Raw genomic sequence first — 20,897 nt, 5'->3', positions numbered from 1 at the left:
GACGATGACGTTGATAGGTCGGGTGTGTAAGCGTAGCGATACGTTGAGCTAACCGATACTAATGAACCGTGAGGCTTAACCTTACAACGCCGAAGATGTTTTGGCGGATTTGAGATGATTTTCAGCGTGATACAGATTAATCAGTGCGTCGTAATGACGGGCTGATAAAACAGAATTTGCCTGGCGGCGATAGCGCGGTGGTCCCACCTGACCCCATGCCGAACTCAGAAGTGAAACGCCGTAGCGCCGATGGTAGTGTGGGGTCTCCCCATGTGAGAGTAGGGAACTGCCAGGCATCAAATAAAACGAAAGGCTCAGTCGGAAGACTGGGCCTTTTGTTTTGGTGTTTTGCGGCCAGACGCGCCGCCGTCTCCCCCGGTGGCGCTGCGCTTACCGGGGCTACCGCTCCTTCCCCGGCCTACACCGCCTCCGGGGAAACACCCTGCCCAGCCGCCTGGTCCGCTAACATCAGTAATACCTATCACACTAATAGCTCTCAGTATAATTGTCCTTATTAATTATATGGATTATCTTTCCTGCGTGATGACATCAACGCATCACTTCTCCTGAGGGAGAAAAATAGAAAGCAAATCGCTTATTTCTCATCCTGTTAACTAGTTATAAATTCAATGAAAAAACCGCTAATTGGGATTCTGACATTAGCTTATGGATTGAGCTTGCCTGCATTCGCTGCTGATACCGCTACATTAACCATCTCCGGGCGTGTGGCGACACCTACCTGCAGCACCAATATCATTAACGAAAAAGCTCAACAGCGTTGTGGGCAAAATACTTACCTCATTAACACGCAAAATATGGCAGTCCCTTCTCATGGGGTGGTTACCCAAACGGTGAATTTACCGAATGATGCGAACAGGAAAATAATTATCAGCAGCTACGATTAATCATTCACTTATATTTCCGCGCCATTATATTGCCCAGCGGCGAAATAATGGCGCACTGCTATCAGATATAAAAATCAGCCAGTTGTGGACTTGAAAATTTATTCTCGCCGCTTAATACTTCTCCCCCCGCTTATTTCCATGAACGACAGGGTTATCTACTCTTTTTGGGGTTGATGCGATACATCATTAACACTTTGTTAACTTGATCTGGTTTAAGTGACGGTAAATTTGATATACAAATAGGGTAGATTGCCTGTACGGACGCTGCCCGGAATGCCTTGCGATGAATGTTGCAGGTCATCGGCTGGCAATATGAGAATATAAATGAAAATCCTGCTTAACTGGCCGCCGCTGCGCCAGATCGTTACTTACATTCAGGAGCGCTTTACCTTTCTGGTTCTGCTCTGCTGGCCGGCGATTATCTGGCTGTTCTGCCGGGTTGCCGTGTGGCTTACCGATAGCGCCTATCAACTGCTGGGAAAATCGCCAGCCCACTCTTTCACCGTTTATCTTCAGCCATTTATGACGCCGGGCACGTTGCTGCGCATTTCTATCAGCTGGATTGTGCTGTTATTCATCCTTTTCAGTATGGCGATGGCCTTCACCTGGGGTCTACGCCGCTTTATGAATCGTCAAAAATAAGCCATCGGCGCAGCGCCCGGTTCAGGTTTATGCCATCTCACCAATTGTCTTGCGAAAACGCAGCAGCGCAATGGTAAAGAAAGCGCTGCCGATAGCGAACAAAATTAAAAACTGCGGCCAGACGATGGCAAAGCTGGCGCCGCGGTACAGTATCGCCTGCGCGAGGCTGACGAAGTGGGTGGTCGGCATGGTCAACATAATGTCCTGAACCAGCTGCGGCATACTCTCCCGTGGCGTGGATCCGCCGGAGAGCATCTGCAGCGGCAGCAGCACCAGGATCATCAGTAGCCCCAGTTGTGGCATAGAGCGGGCGAGCGTGCCCATAAAAATGCCAATGGAGGTGGTGGCGAACAGGCTGAGCGCAACTCCCAGCATAAACAGCGGAATCGACCCTTCAATCGGTACCTGCAAAACTCCCTGCACCATCAGCAGTAGCGACAGCCCGGAGACAACCAGTACCACCAGACCCATCGACCAGATCTTGGCCATCATTATCTCAAACGGTGTTACCGGCATTACCAGTAGGTGCTCAATGGTGCCGTGCTCTCGCTCGCGGATAAGCGCCGAACCGGTGAGGACAATGGCCAGCATGGTGATGTTGTTGATAATCGCCATCACCGCGCCGAAGCGCTCTTGTTCAAGGTTAGGGTTAAAGCGCATCCTCACCGCCAGCTCCACCGGCAGCGTACTGTTGTCGCGATAGCGGGCAACAAAGCTGTTCACTTCACCGCTGATAATATTCTGGATATAGCCGTTGCCGGTAAAGGCCTGGCTCATTCGCGTGGCGTCGACGTTGACCTGCACCTCCGGCTGACGACCGGCTAGCACATCGCGCTGGAAGTTTGGCGGAATATTAATGGCGAATGTGTATCGTCCGGCATCCAGCCCGGCATCCATTTCATCGGCGCTGATCAACTCTGGCGTTAAAAACCATGGCCGATAAAAGCCGTTAATGATCCGCGATGAGAGCTGTGATTTATCCATATCGGCAATAGCGATAGGCGCCAGGTGTAGAGAGCCGGGCATTACCGTGGCCGAGGAGTAAACCGACACGGTAAAAGCAAACACGATCAGCGCCAGCATCGCTTTATCGCCGAGCAGGCTGCGCAGCTCTTTGACGCCGAGGTTATAAATATTGCGTAATCCGCGCATCATCCCTCCTGTTTCTTCAGCAGCAACACGCTCAGCCCGAGCACCAGCGGCACCGCAATCAATAGTGGAATGAACGAAACCCACAAATCACTAATATTCAGTGCCTTGGAGAAGGTACCGCGGGTGATGGTCAGGAAATGGCTGGTCGGGTAGATTTGTCCGATCCAGCGACCTGGCCCCTCCAGAGACGCCACCGGGTCGATCATCCCGGAGAATTGGGTGGCCGGAATCAGCGTAATAATCGCGGTACCGAAAATGGCGGCGATTTGGCTCTTCATAAATGTCGAGATCAGCAATCCCAGCCCGGTGGAGATGGTGACATACAGCAGCGCCGCCAGGGTGAGGGTCAGGAAACTCCCCTTATGCGCGACGCCAAACACGAAGACCGACAGCGCGCACAGCAGAAAAAAGTTAAACATCCCCAACACGATGTAAGGCAGCTGTTTGCCGAGCAGGAATTCGCTGCGGGTGGTCGGCGTCACGTACAGGTTGATGATCGAACCGAGCTCTTTTTCCCGCACCACGCTCAGCGCGCTGAGCATCGCCGGGATCATCATCAGCAGCAGCGGGATCACCGCCGGGACGATGGCCGGCAGGCTCTTCACGTCCGGGTTATAGCGATAGCGGGTCTCGATGGAAATGAGCGAAGTATCACGATTCGGGCTACTTTGCCGCCCGGCCATCTCCTGCAGCCAGGCCAGATGCATCGCCTGCACGTACCCGCGCACCGTTTCCGCGCGATTTGGCATTGCGCCGTCCACCCACACGCCAATCTGCACCGGCGTACCGCGAGCGATATCGCGGCCAAAGTTCGGCGGAATTTCTATCGCCACCGCCAGCTCGCCGTTACGCATTCGACGATCCAATTCGTCATAACTCTGCAGTGGCGCCTGCTCGATAAAGTAGCGTGAGCCAGCAATGTTCTGCGACCAGTTCTGGCTGCTGATCGTTTGATCGCGGTCGAGGACGGCAAAGCGCAGATCCTCGACATCCATGCTGATCCCATAGCCCATGATAAACATCAGGATCACCGTTCCCAGCAGCGCCAGCGTCGATCGCACCGGATCGCGGCGCAGTTCCAGCGCTTCGCGGCGGCTATAGCTAAACAGGCGGCGCAGGCTGAATGACTGGCGTGGGGACGCGTTCTTGTGGTGTGATGCGACAGCAGGCGGCGCGGGCGTTGTAGAGGCAGAAACGGTCGGCTGTGTGGTATCTGCCGCCTCCTGCAGCCAGGCGATAAACGCCTCTTCGAGGCTGGCGGAGCCACGTTGCTCAACCAGCGCCTGCGGCGTATCGCTGGCCAGCACTTTGCCGGCGTGCATGAGCGAGATGCGATCGCAGCGTTCCGCCTCATTCATAAAGTGGGTGGAGATGAAGATGGTGACGCGATCCTGCCGCGCCAGGTCAACCATCAGTTGCCAGAACATATCGCGCGCCACCGGGTCAACGCCGGAGGTGGGTTCATCGAGGATCAGCATCTCCGGGCGATGAATTACCGCGACCGCTAATGACAGGCGCTGGCGGATCCCCAGCGGTAGAGCGGCGGGGAGCGCATCTTCCACCTCGCTCAACATAAAACGCTCGCACATTTCAGCGACCCGGCCGGCTATTTCATGGTCCGGAATGTGAAACAAGCGGGCGTGCAGCTCCAGGTTTTGCCATACGCTCAGTTCGCTATAGAGCGAGAAAGCCTGCGACATATAACCCACTCGCTGGCGGGTGGCGATATCTTTCGGGTCGACCGGCTGGCCAAACAGCCAGGCCTCGCCTTCGCTGGCGGGCAACAGGCCGGTGAGCATTTTCATGGTGGTGGATTTGCCGCAGCCGTTAGAGCCGAGGAAGCCAAAAATTTCGCCTCGGGCGATACGAAAGTTAACGTGGTCGACGGCGACAAAGTTGCCGAAGCGCATGGTCAGGCCGCGCGCTTCAATGGCGATCTCTTCCTCGCTGCCGTCGCGCGGCGGGATGACCACGTCTTTATGCGCCAGGCGCTGCGCTTCCGGCAGCAGGGCGATAAACGCCTGCTCCAGGGTCTGGCTGCCGGTCTGTTTTTTGAGCGCCGCCGCGCTACCGGTCGCCAGTATCTCGCCGGCGTTCATCGCCACCAGCCAGTCGAAGCGCTCGGCCTCTTCCATGTAGGCGGTAGCGACCAGCACGCTCATTTCCGGCTGGCGCTGACGAATGCTGTCGATTAGATCCCAGAACTGCGCGCGGGAGAGCGGGTCGACGCCGGTAGTCGGTTCATCAAGGATGAGTAGCTGCGGATCGTGGATAAGAGCACAGCACAGCCCGAGCTTTTGTTTCATTCCACCGGAGAGTTTACCGGCAGGGCGATCGCGAAACGGCGCCAGCCCGGTGCTCTGCAGCAGTTCGTTGATACGAAGTTCACGCTCGGCTTTATCATGACCAAACAGGCGGGCGAAGAAGTCGACGTTTTCATAGACCGATAACGTATGGTAGAGGTTTTTCCCCAGGCCCTGCGGCATCCAGGCGATTTTCGGGCATACCTGCTGGCGGTGATGAACGTCGCGCATATCGCCGCCGAGCACCATCACGTTACCCTGCTCGATGGCCCGCGCCCCGGCGATAAGCGAGAGCAGGCTTGATTTGCCGACCCCGTCCGGGCCAATCAGGCCAACCATACACCGCGCCGGGATCGCCAGGTTGATATCGCGCAACGCGATGGTGGCGCCAAACTGCTGGCCAACGTTTTCCAGCAGGGCGACGGGAGGCGAAGTATCCTGCGGCGTGAGTTTCATTGCGGCAACCTCACCGTCAGCGCTTCAGGCCAGCTTTTCTGCTTATCCAGTCGTACCCAGGCCATCCCAGGCAGGCCGGTTTTGACATATTCCAGATGCTGTTCCAACAGCTCTGGCGGAATGCGCGCCTTGACGCGGAACATCAGCTTGAGCCGCTCGTCGCTGGTTTCTACCGTTTTTGGGGTGAATTGCGCGACGCTGGCGACAAAGCTGATATTTGCCGGGATCACTAGATCTGGCGCGGCATCCAGGATCAAGCGCGCTTCACTGCCGAGCGCCAGGAGACCCGCCTGTTCCGTTGGCAGGAAGAAGGTCATATAGACGTCTGCCAGGTCGACCATGTTTAATACCCGCCCCCCGGCGGCCAGCACTTCGCCTGGTTCGGCGACGCGGTACTGGATGCGGCCGTCGCGCGGCGCTTTCAGCTGGCTATCGTCAATATCGGCGAGGATCCGCCGCTCGGTGGCTTCGGCGGCTTCAACGCGGGTTTTAGCCTGGATGATGCTGGTGCGGGCAGCCTCGATGGCGGCGCGGGCGGCGGAGACCTGCGCTTTCGCCGATTCCAGCGCCGCGCGGGCGCTTTCAGCGGCCGCGCGATCGTCATCCAGCTGCTGAGCGGAGACGGCGCCGCGCTGTGAAAGAGTGCTGGAACGGACGTGACGTTTAGCGGTGGAGTCTAGCTCCGCCTGGCGCTGTTTCACCACCGCTTCGGTGGCGCGCATTTCGCTCTGCCGCTGGTCGAGTAACGCGTTGGCGGCGGCAACCGCGCTTTGCGCTTCTTTGATTTGCGCGGCGGCTTCGAGGCGCTGCTCATTGAGCACCCGCGTATCCATCCGCGCCAGCACATCGCCTTTATGGACGAACTGCCCCTCTTTGACCAGAATCGTCTCGATACGCCCGGCAATTTTGGTGGCGATATCGACTTCCGTCGCCTCGATGCGGCCATTACTGGCGGCGAAGCCCGGCGGTAGCCCAGCCGGGCGCAACATCCACCATGCGGCGGCGATGACCACCGCTGCAACTACGATATACCCGGTCCAACGTCGTTTGTTCTTGTCCATACGCGACTCGCTCTGTTCCATATTGCTGAGTGGTGCGCGTTTCGCTATTTCGCCCGGCGGGACGATAAAACAAAAGGGAGATAAGGCCGTCCGGCGCAAAATCCTGTTACGTTGCCAACCGGTGGGGAAGATGTGCTTTTAGAGTGGTCATCATCAGCAATCCTGGCCTTAAATGAAACACGCATATTTATAATCTGGATACTAACATCGGTAGCGTCAAAGTCCATATATAAACTATGGAATTGCGACCCCCTCGCTATAATGACTGAGAAATACGCTATCCCTATGATTTTCTTCGTCTGGTTGACCTGCGGCAACTCATGTATGATCGGCAACCCCGAAATAGACTAACGCCCGGCGAGCGCTTTATTCATGAACGATGAAAGCAAAAAATATATCTCTGTTATTTTTAAGGAGTGGCTACCGCTGTATGACAGCCTGACGCCAGCCGTTAAGGAGGTACTTAAAAATATCGCAGAGGAGCAATCGGAAGCGTTAGCGGCCCGGTTTTATGATTTTATTTTTCAGGATCCGGATATTGCCCGCCACCTGACTTATGATTTAGTTCAGGAAAGACTGAGCCGCTCGCTGGCGCTATGGGTGAAGGAGATCCTGACCAGCGACAAAGCGCAGTTGCCGGCGCTGGCGGAACGGCAATATCAGATTGGCAGCATCCACGCGCGGATCGGTATCCCGGCGGAGGCGGTGCTGCGCGGCGCCCGGCAAATTAAGGCCGGGCTTATTGAGTATATCCGCAGCCACGTTAACGACCGCCAGATTGCCGTCGATGCCATCTATTACGCTATTATGGCGATTAATATGGCCGTTGAGATGATGTGCCATGCCTATACCTTATCGCACTATCGGGCGACCAAAAACGAAGAGGCTTATCGCCTGTATAGTTTGATGGACAATGTCCCGATGGAATATGGCAAACAGCAGGCGGCGCTTTCCGGTTGGGAAAATACGGCAATTTTTAATATTGTTAGCGAAAATAAAGCGCATACTAACGCTACGTTATTATCTGAATCGGAATTTGGTCTCTGGTTCCGCCATAAATGCGTACGCTATTTTAACAAAAATAGCCAGATGGACGAAATTGCCGCATTAATTTCGCAGGTCGACGACTTATTAATAGGATGGCGGGCATCAGCCTCTGCCATGGATTATAAAAATACACAAAACCTGATTCAGGGGATCCATATTCATTGCCAGCAAATCGGAAGCCAACTGGGCGTAATTTTCAGCAGCCTGTCGCAGATGCAAAACGGCAAAGATGCATTAACCAGCCTGCTTAACCGCCGCTATTTGCCGGTGGTGCTCAAGCATGAAGTGACGCTGGCGATGGAGCATGAGTTGCCGATGACGGTGGCGATCGTCGACATCGATCATTTCAAAGGCATTAACGATAACTGGGGCCATATGGTCGGCGACCGGGCGATTAAACATGTCGCGGAACTGCTCAGCGACAATATCCGTTCCAGCGACTATATCTTCCGCTACGGCGGGGAAGAGTTTCTGCTGGTGCTGGTGGAGACCGGCGTGTCAGAGGCGTTTACCATCCTCGACCGCCTGCGGAAAAAAATTAGCCAACTGGCGTTTAACGTTGGCGGCGATACGCAGATCCCAATCACCGCCAGCATTGGCTATGCCGTGCACTCCGGCCATCCCGATTACAACCTGCTGTTGCGCGATGCCGATAATGCGCTGTACGCCGCCAAACGCGAAGGGCGCAACTGTGTGAAGATGCATAAAGGCAGGGTGTAAAACGAGCCCCGGCAGCGTAGCGCGACCGGGGCAGGGTTCTGAAGCTCAGAACAGCACCGGCAGCCCCAGCCCGCGCTTCACTTCATGCAGCGTCCGCTGCGTGAGCTGGTGGGCGCGTTCGCTGCCCTGACGCAACAATTCCAGCAGCATTCCTTTATCCTGACTGTAAGTGGCCCGGCGTTCGCGGATCGGCGCCAGTAGCTCCTGCAAGCAGGTTTCCAGTTCATTCTTACACTGGCGATCGCCCAGCCCGCCGCGCTGATAGTGGGCTTTCATCTCAGCAACCAGCGCCTTATCGCTATGGAAAGCGTCGAGATAGGTGAACACTACGTTGCCGTCGACATGCCCCGGATCGCTGACTCTCAGGTGTGTCGGGTCGGTATACATCGCGCTGACCGCGCGGTGAATCTCCTCTTCACTGGCCGATAACGTCAGCGTATTGCCCAGCGATTTCGACATTTTGGCATTACCGTCGACGCCCGGCAGGCGGCTCACTTCGCTGAGTAGCGCTTTGCAGTGGCGCAATACCGGTTCGCCGGTGAGGCTATTCATTTTGTGGACGATTTCGTTGGTCTGCTCAATCATCGGTAGCTGATCGTCGCCCACCGGCACCAGCTCGGCCTTGAAGGCGGTGATATCGGCGGCCTGGCTAATCGGATAGGCGAGAAAGCCAACCGGCAGCGAACGGGCAAATCCCTTCTGGGCAATCTCATTTTTTACCGTCGGATTACGTTCCACGCGGGCGACGGTGACGATATTCATATACAGCGCGCTGAGCTCCGCCAGCGCGGGCAGAGCGGACTGCAGGCAAATCGTGGTGAGCCTGGGGTCGATGCCGACGGCCAGATAATCGGCCATGACTTCGAGGATATGGTGGCTGATTTTTTGCGGGTTGCTGCCGTTATCGGTGAGCCCTTGCAGGTCGGCGATCAGGATAAACTGCTGGTGGTCGTGCTGCAGCGCGACGCGCTGGCGCAGCGAGCCGACGTAGTGGCCAAGATGTAGTTGGCCGGTCGGGCGGTCGCCGGTGAGGATGGTTTGTGGATGGTTCATCAGGGACTCCTTATCAGACTGTTCAGCCGAAAGACGTCCTGAAAATAACAAAGCCGCCTTCCGGCGGCTTTGAAAATGGAAACGTGTATCGTGCCGCCTGTTATGCAGGCAGCCACCAACGACGGGGGTAGGTAACGATAACGTTTCTGTTCATCTTTTTATCCTGCCACGAAATCACGGCGGGGTAAACCTGTTGCATACAAAGTATTATTCAGCAATCTGAAATCCTGCTCGTAAGCAGGTTTTGCTGAATTTGGTACCTCTGACTGGGAGGATCACATATGCTGTTCTTCAATTTTCAATTGCTTACGCCATACGCGGTTATGTAACGTCAAGACGATCGACTGGTAAAATGATGATGAATTCATCCACATGATATTCAGGCAGAAAAACATCAAACCTAAAGCAGATGTTATCTGTGGCGTATAATTGTCTACCGTGCCGAATAAAAATGAAAACCAGGAACCGATAAAGTAGATAATGCTAGTTATTCCTGTCATCGTGATAATAATCAGATGTAATTTATATCCGTTTAAAGAGCCTCGAGCAGTCAGTAACGTTGTAGTCATGATAACTACGCAATATACGATCGCTGCAAAAAAAACGCCCATCAGTACTTTGTATTCAGGTATTCCTAACCAGCGAAAGAGTAGCATCCATACATAAACCTGGGGCATCGCGTAGCAAAAGATAGCAAGTATCATGCTGATCGCGATAGGAATACCGGCCATGTGTATACCAGGCGCCGCGCCGAATCGGCTTTTTAACCGATCCTTTAGTTGTTCCAGGTGTTGCAGATCGCTGGTTGCCAGTTTTTTCTTGATGATAGCGCTCAACACGAGGCTCTTCTTAATATATTTCATCATTGTGGAGCAATGGAGCCCAGTGAATGGAAGCGATTGAATTAAGCCAAAAGATACTTCCCTGATTATGTCATATTCTGAGGGGCCTGATGGTGCCCGGAATCGCGCTACCGACAAATGCCGAGGCGATGTCCATGTAAATCACGGCTCTCACCCAGCATGGTGAATGAGCCGGGCAAGGCGTAGCCGCCGCCCGGCAAGATAAACAAACCGTTGTTACATGGTCGAGAAGACGTTCATGATCACGCCGCCGGAGATAATTAGCGCCATGGCGATAATGGCCGCCAGGTCCGGCTTCTGCTTATAGAGGATCATGGAGCAGATCGTCACGCCGACGATACCGAAGCCGCACCACAGCGAGTAGGCTACGCCCACCGGGATGGTGCTCATCGCGCGGGTGAGGGCGAAGTAGCACAGGCCGTAGGCGCAGACCACCAGCACTGAAGGCGCCAGCTTGCTGAAGCCGTTGGTCTTTTTGATCATCGAGGTGCCGGTGATTTCGGAGCCGATAGACAGCGCCAGCCATAAAAATCCGAGATTAAACATAGGGTATTCCTTTCCTGTTAGTTGGCGATTTTCTTATCCATGGAGGCGACTGGCGTGACGGGTGCAGCCTCTTCGCTCTCTTCGGAACCCATCTTCGAGAACAGGTTCATGATAACGATGCCGCTGGCGATCACCGCCATGCCGATGATGGCGGCGGTATCCGGGTGCTGGCCGTAGAATGCCATTCCCAGCGTCGAAACCACCAGGATACCGGTGCCGGACCAGGTGGCGTACGCCAGGCCGACCGGGATATCTTTCACCGCCCTTGAGAGCGAGTAATAGCAGGTGCAGTAGAGCGCAATCAGCAGGCCGAGCAGCAGCATTTTTGTGCTGCCTTCGCTGCTACCGAACATTTTTAACGTCGAGGTTGCTGAGGTTTCGGAGAGGATAACCAGCAGCATCCATAACCAGCATTTTGTTTTCGAAGACATCGTTAAGCTCCAGGTTCATAGTTGGGTAAGGTCATATCTTTCTGTTTTTTAAATAATCAATGGCCGCATCGGTCAGCTGCGCGTGCGGAGCCGCCGCCAGCGCCGGATTATTCACCACGTCTGTGACGGTGAGATAACGGCGCGGTTCGCTGCTGGTGGCGGCAGGCGCGGTGGGCGCGTCCAGCGTCGCCAGCAGCTCATTCATGGTGCCGAGGAAGACGCCGCAGGCTTCCAGACGAGCCAGCGTGGCCTGCAGATGCCCGGTATAGGCGCTGTCGGCCTGCGCGCCGCGTAGCTGGTTGAGTTCGCTGAGCGGATCGCAGTGATAGCGCAGCGCCAGCACGGGAATACCCTTCAGCAGCGCCTCGTGCGCGCAGCGGGCGAGCGGGCTGCTGCGCGTGCCGTTCAGCAGGTCTGAAGCCAGCGGGTAATCGAGAAACGGCAGCAGTACCGCCCGCCACGGCGCCGACGGCAGGGCATCCTGCCAGGCCGATGACGGGATAATCTCGCCTACCTCTCGCCATGCGGCGGCGTCGGCGAGACCATCCTCCAGCGCGAGGCGCAGCGGGTAGCCGCAGCTTGCCAGGCGCTGGCGGATTGCCGCGCGGTAGCCGTCAGCGGCGGTCACCATCACCAGTACCGGCGGTTGCAGGCGCTGTAAAATCCGCGCGACTAAACCTTCAATCTGTTCGTCGGTCATGGCGAGCCTCCGTTAGCCGATGAGCGTCACCTGCGCGCCGTTTTTCAACCCGGCGGCATTGGCTTCTTCGGTGTCAATGTGAAACTCCAGCGCGAAGTCATCGCGCACCCGCACCACCACTTCATCGAAAGTCAGCTGGCGCTCGCCGTTGCTGCGCACGCTGACCTTCTGGCCATTGCTAACGTTGAGTCGGCGCGCGTCCTGCGGCGACATATGAATATGGCGCCAGGCGCAGATCACCTGCGAATGGAGTTCAACGTGGCCAGCGGGCCCAATCAGCAGCGCGCTGCCGGCATTCTCCAGCTGGCCGGACTCACGAACTGGCGCCTTAATCCCCAGCGTGAAGCAGTCGGCGCGCGACACTTCCAGCTGCGATAGCGGGCGGGTTGGCCCCAGCACGCGGACGTTGGTCAGCGAGCCCTTCGGCCCGACAACGGTCACGCACTCCTGGGCGGCGAACTGCCCCGGCTGGCGCAGCGGTTTGAACGGCGTCAGGCTGTAGCCTTTGCCGAATAGCGCCTCGACGTCCTTTTGCGCGAGATGAACGTGGCGGTTGGAGATCCCCACCGGGATCGCCGGCGCCGTTGCGCTCAGGCGAACGGTGATTTTTTCGCGAAGCAAGGTGTCGATCATGACTTCTTCCCTTTCTTCAGCGCCGGATGCTTATCTTCCGCTTCGTTCGGGGCGGCAGGCGGAACGATGGGTTCCGGGGCGGCGATAACCACAGGCTCGGCCGCTTTTTTCGCAGGCGACGGGTTGCCTTTGAGGTTGCTTAACGCTTCAACCACGCAGCGCTCCGGGCGGGCAATGACCAGCGACTTCACGGTGTGCTCGGCGCCAGCCACCGCCACGCCGCGCTCGATAGCGGTGTGGATGGCGCTGATTTCCCCTTCAAAGCAGACGCTCACCAGCCCGGAGCCTGGTTTGCGATAGCCAATGCAGGTCACTCCCGCAGCTTTACAGGCGGCGTCGACGGCCTGAATGGCGGCGACCCATCCTCGCGTTTCAATTACGCCTAAACTTTTCATGGTCGGCTCCTGTTAATGGCGGACTAAGCGAATATCAAAATCAAATTGCTGGAAGAAGGTTTCCAGCCGGTCCAGTTCGTCCGGTGAATAAGACGGGTCCTGGGTAATCGGGTAGGGCATATCCAGGCGTTCGTATTTTTTGCGCCCCAACTGGTGGTACGGCAGCATGTCGATGCGGCGGATATTCCCGCGCTTCGCCAGCTTCTGTACGTAATCAATGGCGCCGGTAATGGCGTCGAATGAGTCGTTGTAGCCGCGAATGAGCGGCATGCGCACAATCACATTGGCGCCGGAATCCACCAGCCATTCGAGATTGCGGCGGATCCCTTCGTTGCCGATGCCGAGCATCGCCTTGTGGTGTTCGCTGTTAATCTGCTTTATGTCGAACAAGAAGGTGTCGGTGACCGGCGCCAGCTTCTGGTAGTTGGCAAGCGGGGTGGTCCCCTGGGTTTCGACGGCGGTGTTAATCATCATCTTTTTGCATTCGCTAAATAAGGCGACGGCAAAATCGGTCTGCAGACTCATTTCGCCGCCGCCGATGGTCACGCCGCCGCCGGAGGAGATGTAGAAGTCGTAGTCCTGCATGATGATCTCCATCAGCTCGCTGACGGTGACGTCCTTGCCCATAATGTCCAGCGCGTTCTGGGTGCAAATCTCTTCGCATTTGCGACAGCCGATGCAGTCTTTGTTGCGGTCGACGAAGTGCTTCATTTCGCCGTTTTCTTCCGCCCGATAATGAATACCCGCCGGACAGACGCTGACGCAGTCGCCGCAGTTAATGCATTTGTCGTGCGAGAACATCACCTGGAACTGGCTGCTCAGCCCTTCCGGGTTGGCGCACCACGGGCAGCGAATGTTGCAGCCCTTAAAAAACACCAGCGTGCGAATGCCATCGCCGTCATAGATCGAATATTTCTGGATATTGAAAATTCGGCCCGTTAATTCTTGTTTTGCGATCACGCTTGCCTCCCGCTCCGTCCCGTTACGGGACGGAGAACTTCCGGTTATTTCTCAAATACAGCTCATTTAATTCTCTTTAAGAGAACTAGAACTTCTCAATCACCGTTCGGCTGATGATCTCGTCCTGGACCTCTTTGCACAGCTCAACGAAGTAGGCGCTGTAGCCGGCGACGCGAACGATCAGGTCGCGGTATTTCTCCGGCTCCTGCTGCGCCTTCTTCAGTACTTCGTTATCGACGTAGCTGAACTGCATCTGGCCGTTGCCGAGAATCGAGGCGGTACGCAGCAAGGTAATCAAGCCGTGGCGACCTTCCGGGGTATCCAGCAGCCCTTTGAGGAACTTGAAGTTGTGCACCATGCCGATGTTCATGGTTTCCACGTTCATCTTGCTGACCGACTTGATAATCGCCGTCGGGCCTTGTTTATCCGCGCCCTGAGTCGGGCTGATGCCGTCGGAGAGCGGCATCCACGCCAGGCGGCCGTTAGGCGTGGCGTTGGTCAGCTCGCCGATTGGCGTATTGTTGGAGATAGACAGGGTGCCGTGGCTCAGGGTCGAGTAGAGCATTTTGTATTTACGGCACTCTTTCTCGGTCCATTCGGTAATATCCAGCGCGTACTGGTCGACGTAGTTATCGTCGTTACCGTATTTCGGCGCGTTCAGGCAGTCGCGGCGCAGCGCTTCGTAACCTTCAAAGTTGGCCAGCAGCGCATCGCGGATCTGCTCAAGGGTGTATTTCTTCTCTTCGAACACCAGCTTGCGGATCGCTGCCATCGAGTCGACGTAGGTCGCCAGGCCGGAGAAAATCAGCCCCGGACCGTGGTTGACCATCGCGCCGCCTGCGGCGACATCTTTGCCGCTCTCCATGCAGCCTTCGACCAGCAGCGACATCAGCGGCTTCGGCGCCACATCGCGGTGGACGCGCTGGCTGATGACGGTGCCGATGGCCGACAGGCGCACGATGTGGGCGATCTGCTGTTTCACCGCCGCGTCGAAATCTTCGAAGGTGCGCAGGTCGCGCAGGTCGCCGGTATCCAGCCCCTGATAGCTATCGAACAGCACCATCCGCCCGCGGTTGAGCACGAATTCGATAGCGATAGGCCACTGGGTGTAGCCGGTGGAGGTCCACTGGTAGATGCGCCCGGATTTTTGCGGCTCAACGCAGCCCATCAGGCAGTAGTCGCGGGCGTCTTCAAAATCGAAGCCTTTGCGCAGCATCATCTTGATGTGGGAGTCATCAAAGTGGCAGGCCGGGAAGCCCATTCCTGCTTTCACCACGTCGACGATTTTTTCCATGTATTTCTGCGGCGACTGGTTGTGGATACGGCAGGCCAGCGACGGCTGATAAACCTTCACAAAGCGCACCGCGTCCATAATCAGGTAGGTCAGATCGTTACAGGCATCGCCGCCGCTACGTTTCTGGCCACCAACGGTGAGGTTGATAAACGGCTGATAACCTGCGAAATATTTCGCTCCCAGCTCGCTCGACATCCACATCAGTTCGGCACATTTGATGATGAACGCCTGCAGCAGCTCCAGCGCGCTGTCGTGGGTCAGACGGCCTTCGCGGATATCGGCTTCGAACATCGGGTAGCAGTACTGGTCGACGCGCCCCAGCGACAGCCCGGTCTGGTTCTCTTCGATTTCAAACAGTGACTCGACGGTCCAGATACTCTGCAGCGCTTCCTGCAGGGTCTTCGGCGGATTGGCCGGCACGTTTTCGTTGACGTCGGCGATGGTCAGCAGTTCGGCGCGGCGCTGGGCGTTTTGCTCTTTAGCCGCCAGTTCGCGGGCGTGGGCGGCGATGCGGCGGGCGTAGTTGACCACCCCTTCACAGGTTTCAATCGCCGCTTTGTAGTAGTAGATACGGTCGATATCTTCCGGGTTTTCCATGCTCAGGTTGGCCAGATGCGCCTCGGCATCGGCTTTAATGCCGTTCATCCCTTTGGTGAACAGCAGCACGTCGTAGCCCGGGCAGGTATCGCCGCCGCCGTTAATCTGGTGATAGGAGAGGTCGCTGACGAAGGTCTCGCCGCTGAAGGCCCAGACGCCGGCCTCACGGTATTGCGCTTCGCAAATCTCATCCAGCGAACGGCCTTCCCAGAACGGGACGATCTCTTCGCGAATGGTTTTTTTATCCGCTTCGCTGATTTCAAACGGATCCTGCGGACGGGTGCTCATGGTGTCGAGCTCATCGCGCACCCAGCGCCAGGCGATATCCGGCGAGAAGGCGCCCGCGCGCGGCTTGCCGCACGGATGGCCGACGATCAGCTCATCGTCCTGAATCAGAATCGGCGCGGTTTCGCAGGCGTGGCGGAAGGCTTTCGCCCGTAGCAGAATGGTTGGCATGCCCGGGTTGGCTTTGACCACTTCAGTAAAGGCCAGCGCGCGGTAGATAGAGACGCTCGGGCGTACCGTCAGGTAGTGGTTACGCAGGCGCTGCATACGCGGAGTTAAGCCTTCCATCGCCGGCGTGTCGGCACAGGCGGCGAAAGGCGCGTGGCTGACCTGTTGCGCGCCGCTAAACAGACGTACCGGCAGATTCAGCGCGCTGAGGTTGCGCTGGGCGCTGATAAACATCGCCGAGAGTTCGTTCACTTCGGCGTTATCAAAAGAGGCGCCGTGCAGTATGGCGTCGAGCATCGGATAGCCGTCAATGGCGCAGGCGGCGCGGACTTCGCTCAGTTCAGCCAGCTTGAACCACAGGCACTCCACGATTTCATAGGCCTGCTGGGTATTCAGCGCGCCGCTGTTGATATCGCGTTGGAAGTAAGGTAGTAGCGCTTTATCCGCCCCTTGCGGGTTAACCGCATAGCTGCCGTTATCCAGCTGTAACGCCAGCTGGAACAGATAGAACGCCTGGCAGGCTTCTTTGAAATTACGCGCCGGGTGGGCCGGAACGTGGTGCAGAATGGCCGCGCTATCGAGCAGCTCGGCTTTGCGATAAGCATTGGTTTCTGCGGCCGCCAGCTGTTCGGCGCTGTTGGCCAGATTTTGCGCCAGCGCTAACAGGGCGTCGCAGGCGTAGATGGCGGCGCGGCAGCCGTTGACTTCATCCATACCGCTGCGGCTAACGGCGCTACCGAGGGCGCGGGTTTTCTCTTCCAACTGGTGCTTAATCGCCAGCACGCCTTTTTCGACGACCAGGTTGTAGTCCGGTGAATCGAGATCGCTGTTGAGGTTGAGGAACTGGAATACGGATGGCCGATGCGCGGCGCTTTCATCATGGAAAATCGCCCCGTGCGGTTTACGGGTCTGGTTACCGACGATCAGTTCGTCGGCGCTGATGGTCAGCGGCAGCTGGCGCATCAGTTCATAGAAACGGCGAGCCGGTTTGACGGCGGCGGGAATGCCTGCGATATCGCTATCCAGCGCGCTGAGGATCGCGGCGTGCTCGGTGCACAGGGTGCTTGCCTGTGAGCGTAAACGGTCTGCCAGCACTTTGACGCGCGGCGTTAAGCTGTAGTGTGCCATGTAGTATTCTCCAGATGTTCTTTTTCCGCGGCTGATGACAACCCGGTTGTGGATACAGTGTCCGTATTCCTGCCGGGTGGCGGCTGACGCCTTACCCGGCCTACAAATAACTCAGCGATCACCCGGTTATTTGTTACCCGTAGGCCCGTGCAAGCGGAGCGCCGTCGGGCGATTCCAGGCAACCGGACCAGGCCCGGCGATAAAGCTCGGTTAACGCGTTAGCGTCCGGCGCGCGTGGGTTGGTTGGGGTACAGCTGTCGCGCAGCGCCTGGCCGACCATCTCCGGCAAACGGCGTTCGAATTCAGCCGCCTCAATGCCGGCGTTGCTAATGCCGGAGGGCATGCTCATCTCTTCTTTTAAAGCCTGAATGGCGACCAGCAGGCTGGCGACGCCCTGGCGCGGCGAGGCGGCTGGCAGATCAAGCAGATGCGCCAGACGGGCATATTTCGTTGCCGCAAGGGTGTCGCACTGGCCGTTGAAATCGGCGTTCCAGGCGACGACTTGCGCCATCAACAGGGCGTTGGCGCGGCCATGGGGTACGCGGAAGACGCCGCCGAGGGCGTGCGCCAGGCTGTGGGTTATTCCAAGCGACGCGTTGGTGAAGGCCATCCCCGCCATGCAGGAGGCGTTATGCATCTTTTCGCGCGCCTGCAGGTTGTCGCCGCTGCGCCAGCAGGTTGGCAGATAGCGGAATACCTGCTGCACCACTTTCTCCGCCAGCGCGTCGGAAAAGTCGCTGGCGGCGCGAGAGACGTAGGCTTCCAGAGCGTGACACAGTACGTCCATGCCGGTGTCGGCGGTAATTGCCGGCGGCACCGAAGCCACCAGCGCTGGGTCAAGAATGGCGATATCCGGTAGTAGCGACGCATCCACCAGCACCAGCTTCTCCGCATTGGCTTTCACCACCGAAAAGGCGGTGACTTCCGAGCCGGTGCCGCTGGTGGTGGGGATGGCGACGAAGCACGGACGGGGACGGTTGTCCTGCGGACGGGTCTGCGCCAGGGAGAAAATAACCGCTTTGGCGGCATCGATTACCGAACCGCCGCCGAGCGCGATAACCAGATCCGGATAGTGGTTATCCATCAGCTTCATGCCGCGCACCACGGTGGCGATATCCGGATCCGCCACTACGTCGTCCCACATCTGCCAGGCGATCCCGCGCTGGCGCAACAGGGCGGTGACGCGCTCGGCGAGGCCAAACTTCACCATCGCTTTATCGGTCACCAGCAGTACGCTGCGGGCGGAAAGTTCGTTCAGCACCGAGAGGGCGTCCTGACCGAAGCAAATCCGCGGTTTCAGTAAAAATTCACTCATTGGGCTATTCACTCCTGTTAGGCGTCCCGAAACACGTTCTCGACAATGGCGACCACCGACATCGCTTTGTAGCGGTCTTTATTGAGCGCGAAGTACTCTTCCGCCAGCACGATGTCGTGCATGCCGGCGCCGACGTTATCGACGGCGACCCAGATCTGGTCTTTCATCGGCTGCTGTTTGTCATCTAAGCGGGTGATCAACAGCAGGTTGCTGCCGCGTAGCTCATCGCATTTCTGCGTGGCGACGACATGGCCGGTTACCTTTGCGAGAATCATCGTTTATCGCCTTATATCAGTGCGTTACTTAGCGAGGCGCTCCAGCACCTGGCGAATAACGCGTTCCACGTTTTGTTCGTTGATTTCACCTTCCATACTGGCGGCGCCTGCGCTGGCGAAACGGTCATCGTTGCCTGCGGAGCACGCAGGCGCGGCATTGGCCGGAGCGTTGAAACGCACGTCATCAAGAATGCTGCGCTGCGGATCGCTCGCCGGAGTAACGATGGTCGGCTGGGGCTCAGGGCGGCTGCCCGGCGCGCGAAGCTCGTCAATCGAACGCACGCCATAGCCGACTTTGCGGATATTGAGCAGGTTCATCGGGCCGACGTTGTCGGAGCTGGAGCCGCCGCCGACCGCGCCGCAGCCGAGGGTCAGCGCCGGAGAGATGTTGGTGGTCGCGCCGATACCGCCGAGCGCCGCCGGAGTATTAATCAGAATGCGGTTGACCGGTTTTTCGAGGCAGAACTGGCGGATGACGTCCTGATTACGGGTGTGGATCACCAGCGTATGGCCCAGTCCTTCGTTGGTCAGCAGCTCCACCACGCGGTGGCAGGCGGCTTTCCAGTCTTCTTCCACGTACAGGCCGAGTACCGGGCACAGTTTTTCGCGCGAGTAGGGGTTTTTCGGCGATACGGTGGTTTGCTCGGCGATCAGCACTTTAGTGCTGGCCGGTACGCAGAATCCCGCCATCTGGCTGAGGTATAGCGCGGTTTTGCCGACCACTTTCGGGTTGATGGTGCCGTTCGGGCGCAGCAGCAGCGCCGCCATTTTTGCCGCCTCATCTTCATTCATGAAGTAGACGCCCTGCGCTTCCAGCTCGCGGTGAACCTCGTCGTAAATGCAGCGTTCGACGATAATCGACTGCTCGGAGGCGCAGATCACGCCATTATCGAAGGTTTTACTGGTGACGATATCTTTCACCGCGTGGTGGATATCGGCGCTGCGTTCGATAAACGCCGGGCCGTTACCCGGGCCGCCGCTGATGGTCGGGGTGCCGGAAGCGTAGGCCGCCCGCACCATGCCTTCGCCGCCGGTGGCGAGGATCAGCGACACGTCTTTGCTGTGCATCAGTTCGGAGGTGGCTTCGAGCGTTAACTGGGTGATGCCGTCAACGCTGCCTGCCGGGGCGCCGGCCGCTTCTGCCGCGCGTTTGACGATTTCAATCGCCTTCCAGCTGCACTGACGCGCGCCCGGATGCGGGGAGAAGATAATGGCGTTGCCGGCCTTGAGGGCGATCAGCGCTTTGTAGATAACCGTAGAAGTTGGGTTAGTTGAGGGGACCAGCGCGCAAATCACGCCGAGCGGCACGCCCACGTCCATCACTTTTTTTACCGGGTCGTCATGAATGATGCCAACGGTCTTCATATCTTTGATGGCGTCGTAGACGCGCAGCGAGGCGAAACGGTTTTTCAGCACTTTGTCCTGCCAGTTGCCAAAACCGGTCTCTTCCGCGGCCATTTTCGCCAGCGCTTCGGCGTGGTGCGCTGCTTCCTGGGCCACGTTTTTCACGATGGCGTCGATTTGCTGTTGCGAAAAGGTGGCCAGAATCGCCTGCGCCTTTTTGGCGTTGCGCACCAGTTCCCGCGCGTTCTGCCGGGACTGCAAATCGTTATCCAGTTCAATCATGAGTCTATCCTTCATCAGACGAAAAGAGTGGAGACGGGGCGCGCCCTGTCAGGTCATGCTTTGTGCTGCGCCGCGATTTTTTCGATGTCGTTATGTGGACGCGCAATGACGCGAGAACTGACGACTTCGCCAATGCGTTTCGCCGCTTCCACGCCGGAGTCGACCGCCGCGTTGACCGCGCCGACGTCGCCTTTCACCATTGCGGTGACGAGGCCGGAACCGACGTTTTCATAGCCGATAAGCTCGACGTTGGCGGCTTTACACATCGCGTCCGCGGCTTCAATGCAGGCCACCAGACCTTTGGTTTCGATAAGACCAAGCGCTTCTTTCATCAGGATTCTC

Annotated in this window: 19 protein-coding genes and 2 rRNA genes; 5 read left to right on the top strand and 16 right to left on the bottom strand. The window is 57.3% G+C overall.

Annotated features, from left to right (window positions below):
* From PGR23_RS20740 to PGR23_RS20725, 4 genes are all read left to right on the top strand, one after another.
* Positions 1 to 83: ribosomal RNA gene (locus PGR23_RS20740) — 23S ribosomal RNA — on the top strand; the annotation flags it as partial.
* Positions 84 to 179: 96 nt separating this feature from the next.
* Positions 180 to 295 (top strand): 5S ribosomal RNA (rrf, locus tag PGR23_RS20735).
* 334 nt (positions 296 to 629) lie between these two features.
* Positions 630 to 905 carry a DUF2574 family protein gene (locus tag PGR23_RS20730; protein ID WP_020079736.1) on the top strand — a complete coding sequence of 92 codons (276 nt, stop codon included), beginning with the start codon at positions 630 to 632 and terminating at the stop codon, positions 903 to 905.
* A gap of 324 nt (positions 906 to 1,229) precedes the next feature.
* Positions 1,230 to 1,547, top strand: a complete 318-nt coding sequence (locus tag PGR23_RS20725) for a hypothetical protein (protein ID WP_396279969.1) — start codon at positions 1,230 to 1,232, stop codon at positions 1,545 to 1,547.
* A gap of 27 nt (positions 1,548 to 1,574) precedes the next feature.
* On the opposite strand, the gene PGR23_RS20720 is transcribed toward PGR23_RS20725, so the two are convergent.
* The 3 genes from PGR23_RS20720 to PGR23_RS20710 are packed head-to-tail and all read right to left on the bottom strand — an operon-like array spanning position 1,575 to position 6,519.
* Positions 1,575 to 2,699, bottom strand: a complete 1,125-nt coding sequence (locus PGR23_RS20720; RefSeq protein WP_315712896.1) for an ABC transporter permease — start codon at positions 2,697 to 2,699, stop codon at positions 1,575 to 1,577.
* Positions 2,699 to 5,458, bottom strand: coding sequence for a ribosome-associated ATPase/putative transporter RbbA (gene rbbA, locus PGR23_RS20715; protein WP_396279968.1), 2,760 nt, complete (start codon positions 5,456 to 5,458; stop codon positions 2,699 to 2,701). Before rbbA ends, PGR23_RS20720 begins: the two co-directional genes overlap by 1 nt.
* Entirely contained in the window at positions 5,455 to 6,519 is a 1,065-nt protein-coding gene (locus PGR23_RS20710; RefSeq protein WP_045395428.1) for an HlyD family secretion protein, read from the bottom strand. Before PGR23_RS20710 ends, rbbA begins: the two co-directional genes overlap by 4 nt.
* Positions 6,520 to 6,891: 372 nt before the next feature.
* Here PGR23_RS20710 and PGR23_RS20705 point away from each other — a divergent pair, with 372 nt between their 5' ends.
* The gene (locus PGR23_RS20705) at positions 6,892 to 8,286 is read left to right on the top strand and encodes a diguanylate cyclase (RefSeq protein WP_045395430.1); all 1,395 of its coding nucleotides are present in this window, start codon (positions 6,892 to 6,894) and stop codon (positions 8,284 to 8,286) included.
* Between the two features lie 45 nt (positions 8,287 to 8,331).
* Here the strand turns inward: PGR23_RS20705 and trpS are convergent, their stop codons facing one another.
* From trpS to PGR23_RS20640, 13 genes are all read right to left on the bottom strand, one after another.
* Positions 8,332 to 9,339, bottom strand: coding sequence for a tryptophan--tRNA ligase (trpS, locus tag PGR23_RS20700; RefSeq protein ID WP_045395432.1), 1,008 nt, complete (start codon positions 9,337 to 9,339; stop codon positions 8,332 to 8,334).
* A 275-nt stretch (positions 9,340 to 9,614) separates the two neighbouring features.
* The gene (locus PGR23_RS20695) at positions 9,615 to 10,178 is read right to left on the bottom strand and encodes a hypothetical protein (protein ID WP_223683747.1); all 564 of its coding nucleotides are present in this window, start codon (positions 10,176 to 10,178) and stop codon (positions 9,615 to 9,617) included.
* Positions 10,179 to 10,418: 240 nt separating this feature from the next.
* Positions 10,419 to 10,748: a DMT family transporter gene (locus tag PGR23_RS20690; protein ID WP_004204123.1), complete on the bottom strand. Its 330-nt coding sequence runs from the start codon at positions 10,746 to 10,748 to the stop codon at positions 10,419 to 10,421.
* 17 nt (positions 10,749 to 10,765) lie between these two features.
* Entirely contained in the window at positions 10,766 to 11,179 is a 414-nt protein-coding gene (locus PGR23_RS20685; protein WP_047043812.1) for a DMT family transporter, read from the bottom strand.
* Positions 11,180 to 11,210: 31 nt separating this feature from the next.
* Positions 11,211 to 11,879: a hypothetical protein gene (locus PGR23_RS20680; RefSeq protein WP_396279967.1), complete on the bottom strand. Its 669-nt coding sequence runs from the start codon at positions 11,877 to 11,879 to the stop codon at positions 11,211 to 11,213.
* A 12-nt stretch (positions 11,880 to 11,891) separates the two neighbouring features.
* The gene (locus tag PGR23_RS20675; RefSeq protein ID WP_396279966.1) at positions 11,892 to 12,512 is read right to left on the bottom strand and encodes a phosphate propanoyltransferase; all 621 of its coding nucleotides are present in this window, start codon (positions 12,510 to 12,512) and stop codon (positions 11,892 to 11,894) included.
* Positions 12,509 to 12,907, bottom strand: coding sequence for a BMC domain-containing protein (locus PGR23_RS20670; RefSeq protein ID WP_396279965.1), 399 nt, complete (start codon positions 12,905 to 12,907; stop codon positions 12,509 to 12,511). The genes PGR23_RS20675 and PGR23_RS20670 overlap by 4 nt, the downstream gene beginning before the upstream one ends.
* A gap of 12 nt (positions 12,908 to 12,919) precedes the next feature.
* Entirely contained in the window at positions 12,920 to 13,867 is a 948-nt protein-coding gene (gene cutD / locus PGR23_RS20665) for a choline TMA-lyase-activating enzyme (protein WP_045395444.1), read from the bottom strand.
* An 85-nt stretch (positions 13,868 to 13,952) separates the two neighbouring features.
* Entirely contained in the window at positions 13,953 to 17,339 is a 3,387-nt protein-coding gene (gene cutC / locus PGR23_RS20660) for a choline trimethylamine-lyase (protein WP_396279964.1), read from the bottom strand.
* A 133-nt stretch (positions 17,340 to 17,472) separates the two neighbouring features.
* Positions 17,473 to 18,654: a 1-propanol dehydrogenase PduQ gene (locus PGR23_RS20655; protein ID WP_396279963.1), complete on the bottom strand. Its 1,182-nt coding sequence runs from the start codon at positions 18,652 to 18,654 to the stop codon at positions 17,473 to 17,475.
* Positions 18,655 to 18,671: 17 nt separating this feature from the next.
* Positions 18,672 to 18,929, bottom strand: a complete 258-nt coding sequence (locus PGR23_RS20650) for a EutN/CcmL family microcompartment protein (RefSeq protein WP_396279962.1) — start codon at positions 18,927 to 18,929, stop codon at positions 18,672 to 18,674.
* Between the two features lie 24 nt (positions 18,930 to 18,953).
* Positions 18,954 to 20,555, bottom strand: coding sequence for an acetaldehyde dehydrogenase (acetylating) (locus PGR23_RS20645; protein WP_047043819.1), 1,602 nt, complete (start codon positions 20,553 to 20,555; stop codon positions 18,954 to 18,956).
* A gap of 53 nt (positions 20,556 to 20,608) precedes the next feature.
* Complete coding sequence (locus PGR23_RS20640; RefSeq protein WP_004146125.1) at positions 20,609 to 20,887, bottom strand: BMC domain-containing protein; 279 nt, start codon at positions 20,885 to 20,887, stop codon at positions 20,609 to 20,611.
* Positions 20,888 to 20,897: the final 10 nt, after the last annotated feature.

This window comes from Klebsiella sp. 141162, from assembly GCF_050600755.1.
GTDB lineage: Bacteria > Pseudomonadota > Gammaproteobacteria > Enterobacterales > Enterobacteriaceae > Klebsiella > Klebsiella aerogenes.
Note: the sequence above shows the minus strand (reverse complement) of the source record. Positions and strands in the feature narration are given on the sequence as shown.

Excerpts from the sequence above, each read along its gene's own strand:
- PGR23_RS20720 (WP_315712896.1), bottom strand. The coding sequence starts at position 2,699 with ATGCGCGGATTACGCAATATTTATAACCTCGGCGTCAAAGAGCTGCGC.
- PGR23_RS20645 (WP_047043819.1), bottom strand. The coding sequence starts at position 20,555 with ATGATTGAACTGGATAACGATTTGCAGTCCCGGCAGAACGCGCGGGAA.
- PGR23_RS20670 (WP_396279965.1), bottom strand. The coding sequence starts at position 12,907 with ATGAAAAGTTTAGGCGTAATTGAAACGCGAGGATGGGTCGCCGCCATT.
- PGR23_RS20705 (WP_045395430.1), top strand. The coding sequence starts at position 6,892 with ATGAACGATGAAAGCAAAAAATATATCTCTGTTATTTTTAAGGAGTGG.
- PGR23_RS20725 (WP_396279969.1), top strand. The coding sequence starts at position 1,230 with ATGAAAATCCTGCTTAACTGGCCGCCGCTGCGCCAGATCGTTACTTAC.
- PGR23_RS20650 (WP_396279962.1), bottom strand. The coding sequence starts at position 18,929 with ATGATTCTCGCAAAGGTAACCGGCCATGTCGTCGCCACGCAGAAATGC.
- rbbA (WP_396279968.1), bottom strand. The coding sequence starts at position 5,458 with ATGAAACTCACGCCGCAGGATACTTCGCCTCCCGTCGCCCTGCTGGAA.
- PGR23_RS20680 (WP_396279967.1), bottom strand. The coding sequence starts at position 11,879 with ATGACCGACGAACAGATTGAAGGTTTAGTCGCGCGGATTTTACAGCGC.
- PGR23_RS20710 (WP_045395428.1), bottom strand. The coding sequence starts at position 6,519 with ATGGACAAGAACAAACGACGTTGGACCGGGTATATCGTAGTTGCAGCG.
- PGR23_RS20730 (WP_020079736.1), top strand. The coding sequence starts at position 630 with ATGAAAAAACCGCTAATTGGGATTCTGACATTAGCTTATGGATTGAGC.
- cutC (WP_396279964.1), bottom strand. The coding sequence starts at position 17,339 with ATGGCACACTACAGCTTAACGCCGCGCGTCAAAGTGCTGGCAGACCGT.
- PGR23_RS20675 (WP_396279966.1), bottom strand. The coding sequence starts at position 12,512 with ATGATCGACACCTTGCTTCGCGAAAAAATCACCGTTCGCCTGAGCGCA.
- PGR23_RS20640 (WP_004146125.1), bottom strand. The coding sequence starts at position 20,887 with ATGAAAGAAGCGCTTGGTCTTATCGAAACCAAAGGTCTGGTGGCCTGC.
- trpS (WP_045395432.1), bottom strand. The coding sequence starts at position 9,339 with ATGAACCATCCACAAACCATCCTCACCGGCGACCGCCCGACCGGCCAA.
- PGR23_RS20655 (WP_396279963.1), bottom strand. The coding sequence starts at position 18,654 with ATGAGTGAATTTTTACTGAAACCGCGGATTTGCTTCGGTCAGGACGCC.
- PGR23_RS20685 (WP_047043812.1), bottom strand. The coding sequence starts at position 11,179 with ATGTCTTCGAAAACAAAATGCTGGTTATGGATGCTGCTGGTTATCCTC.
- PGR23_RS20690 (WP_004204123.1), bottom strand. The coding sequence starts at position 10,748 with ATGTTTAATCTCGGATTTTTATGGCTGGCGCTGTCTATCGGCTCCGAA.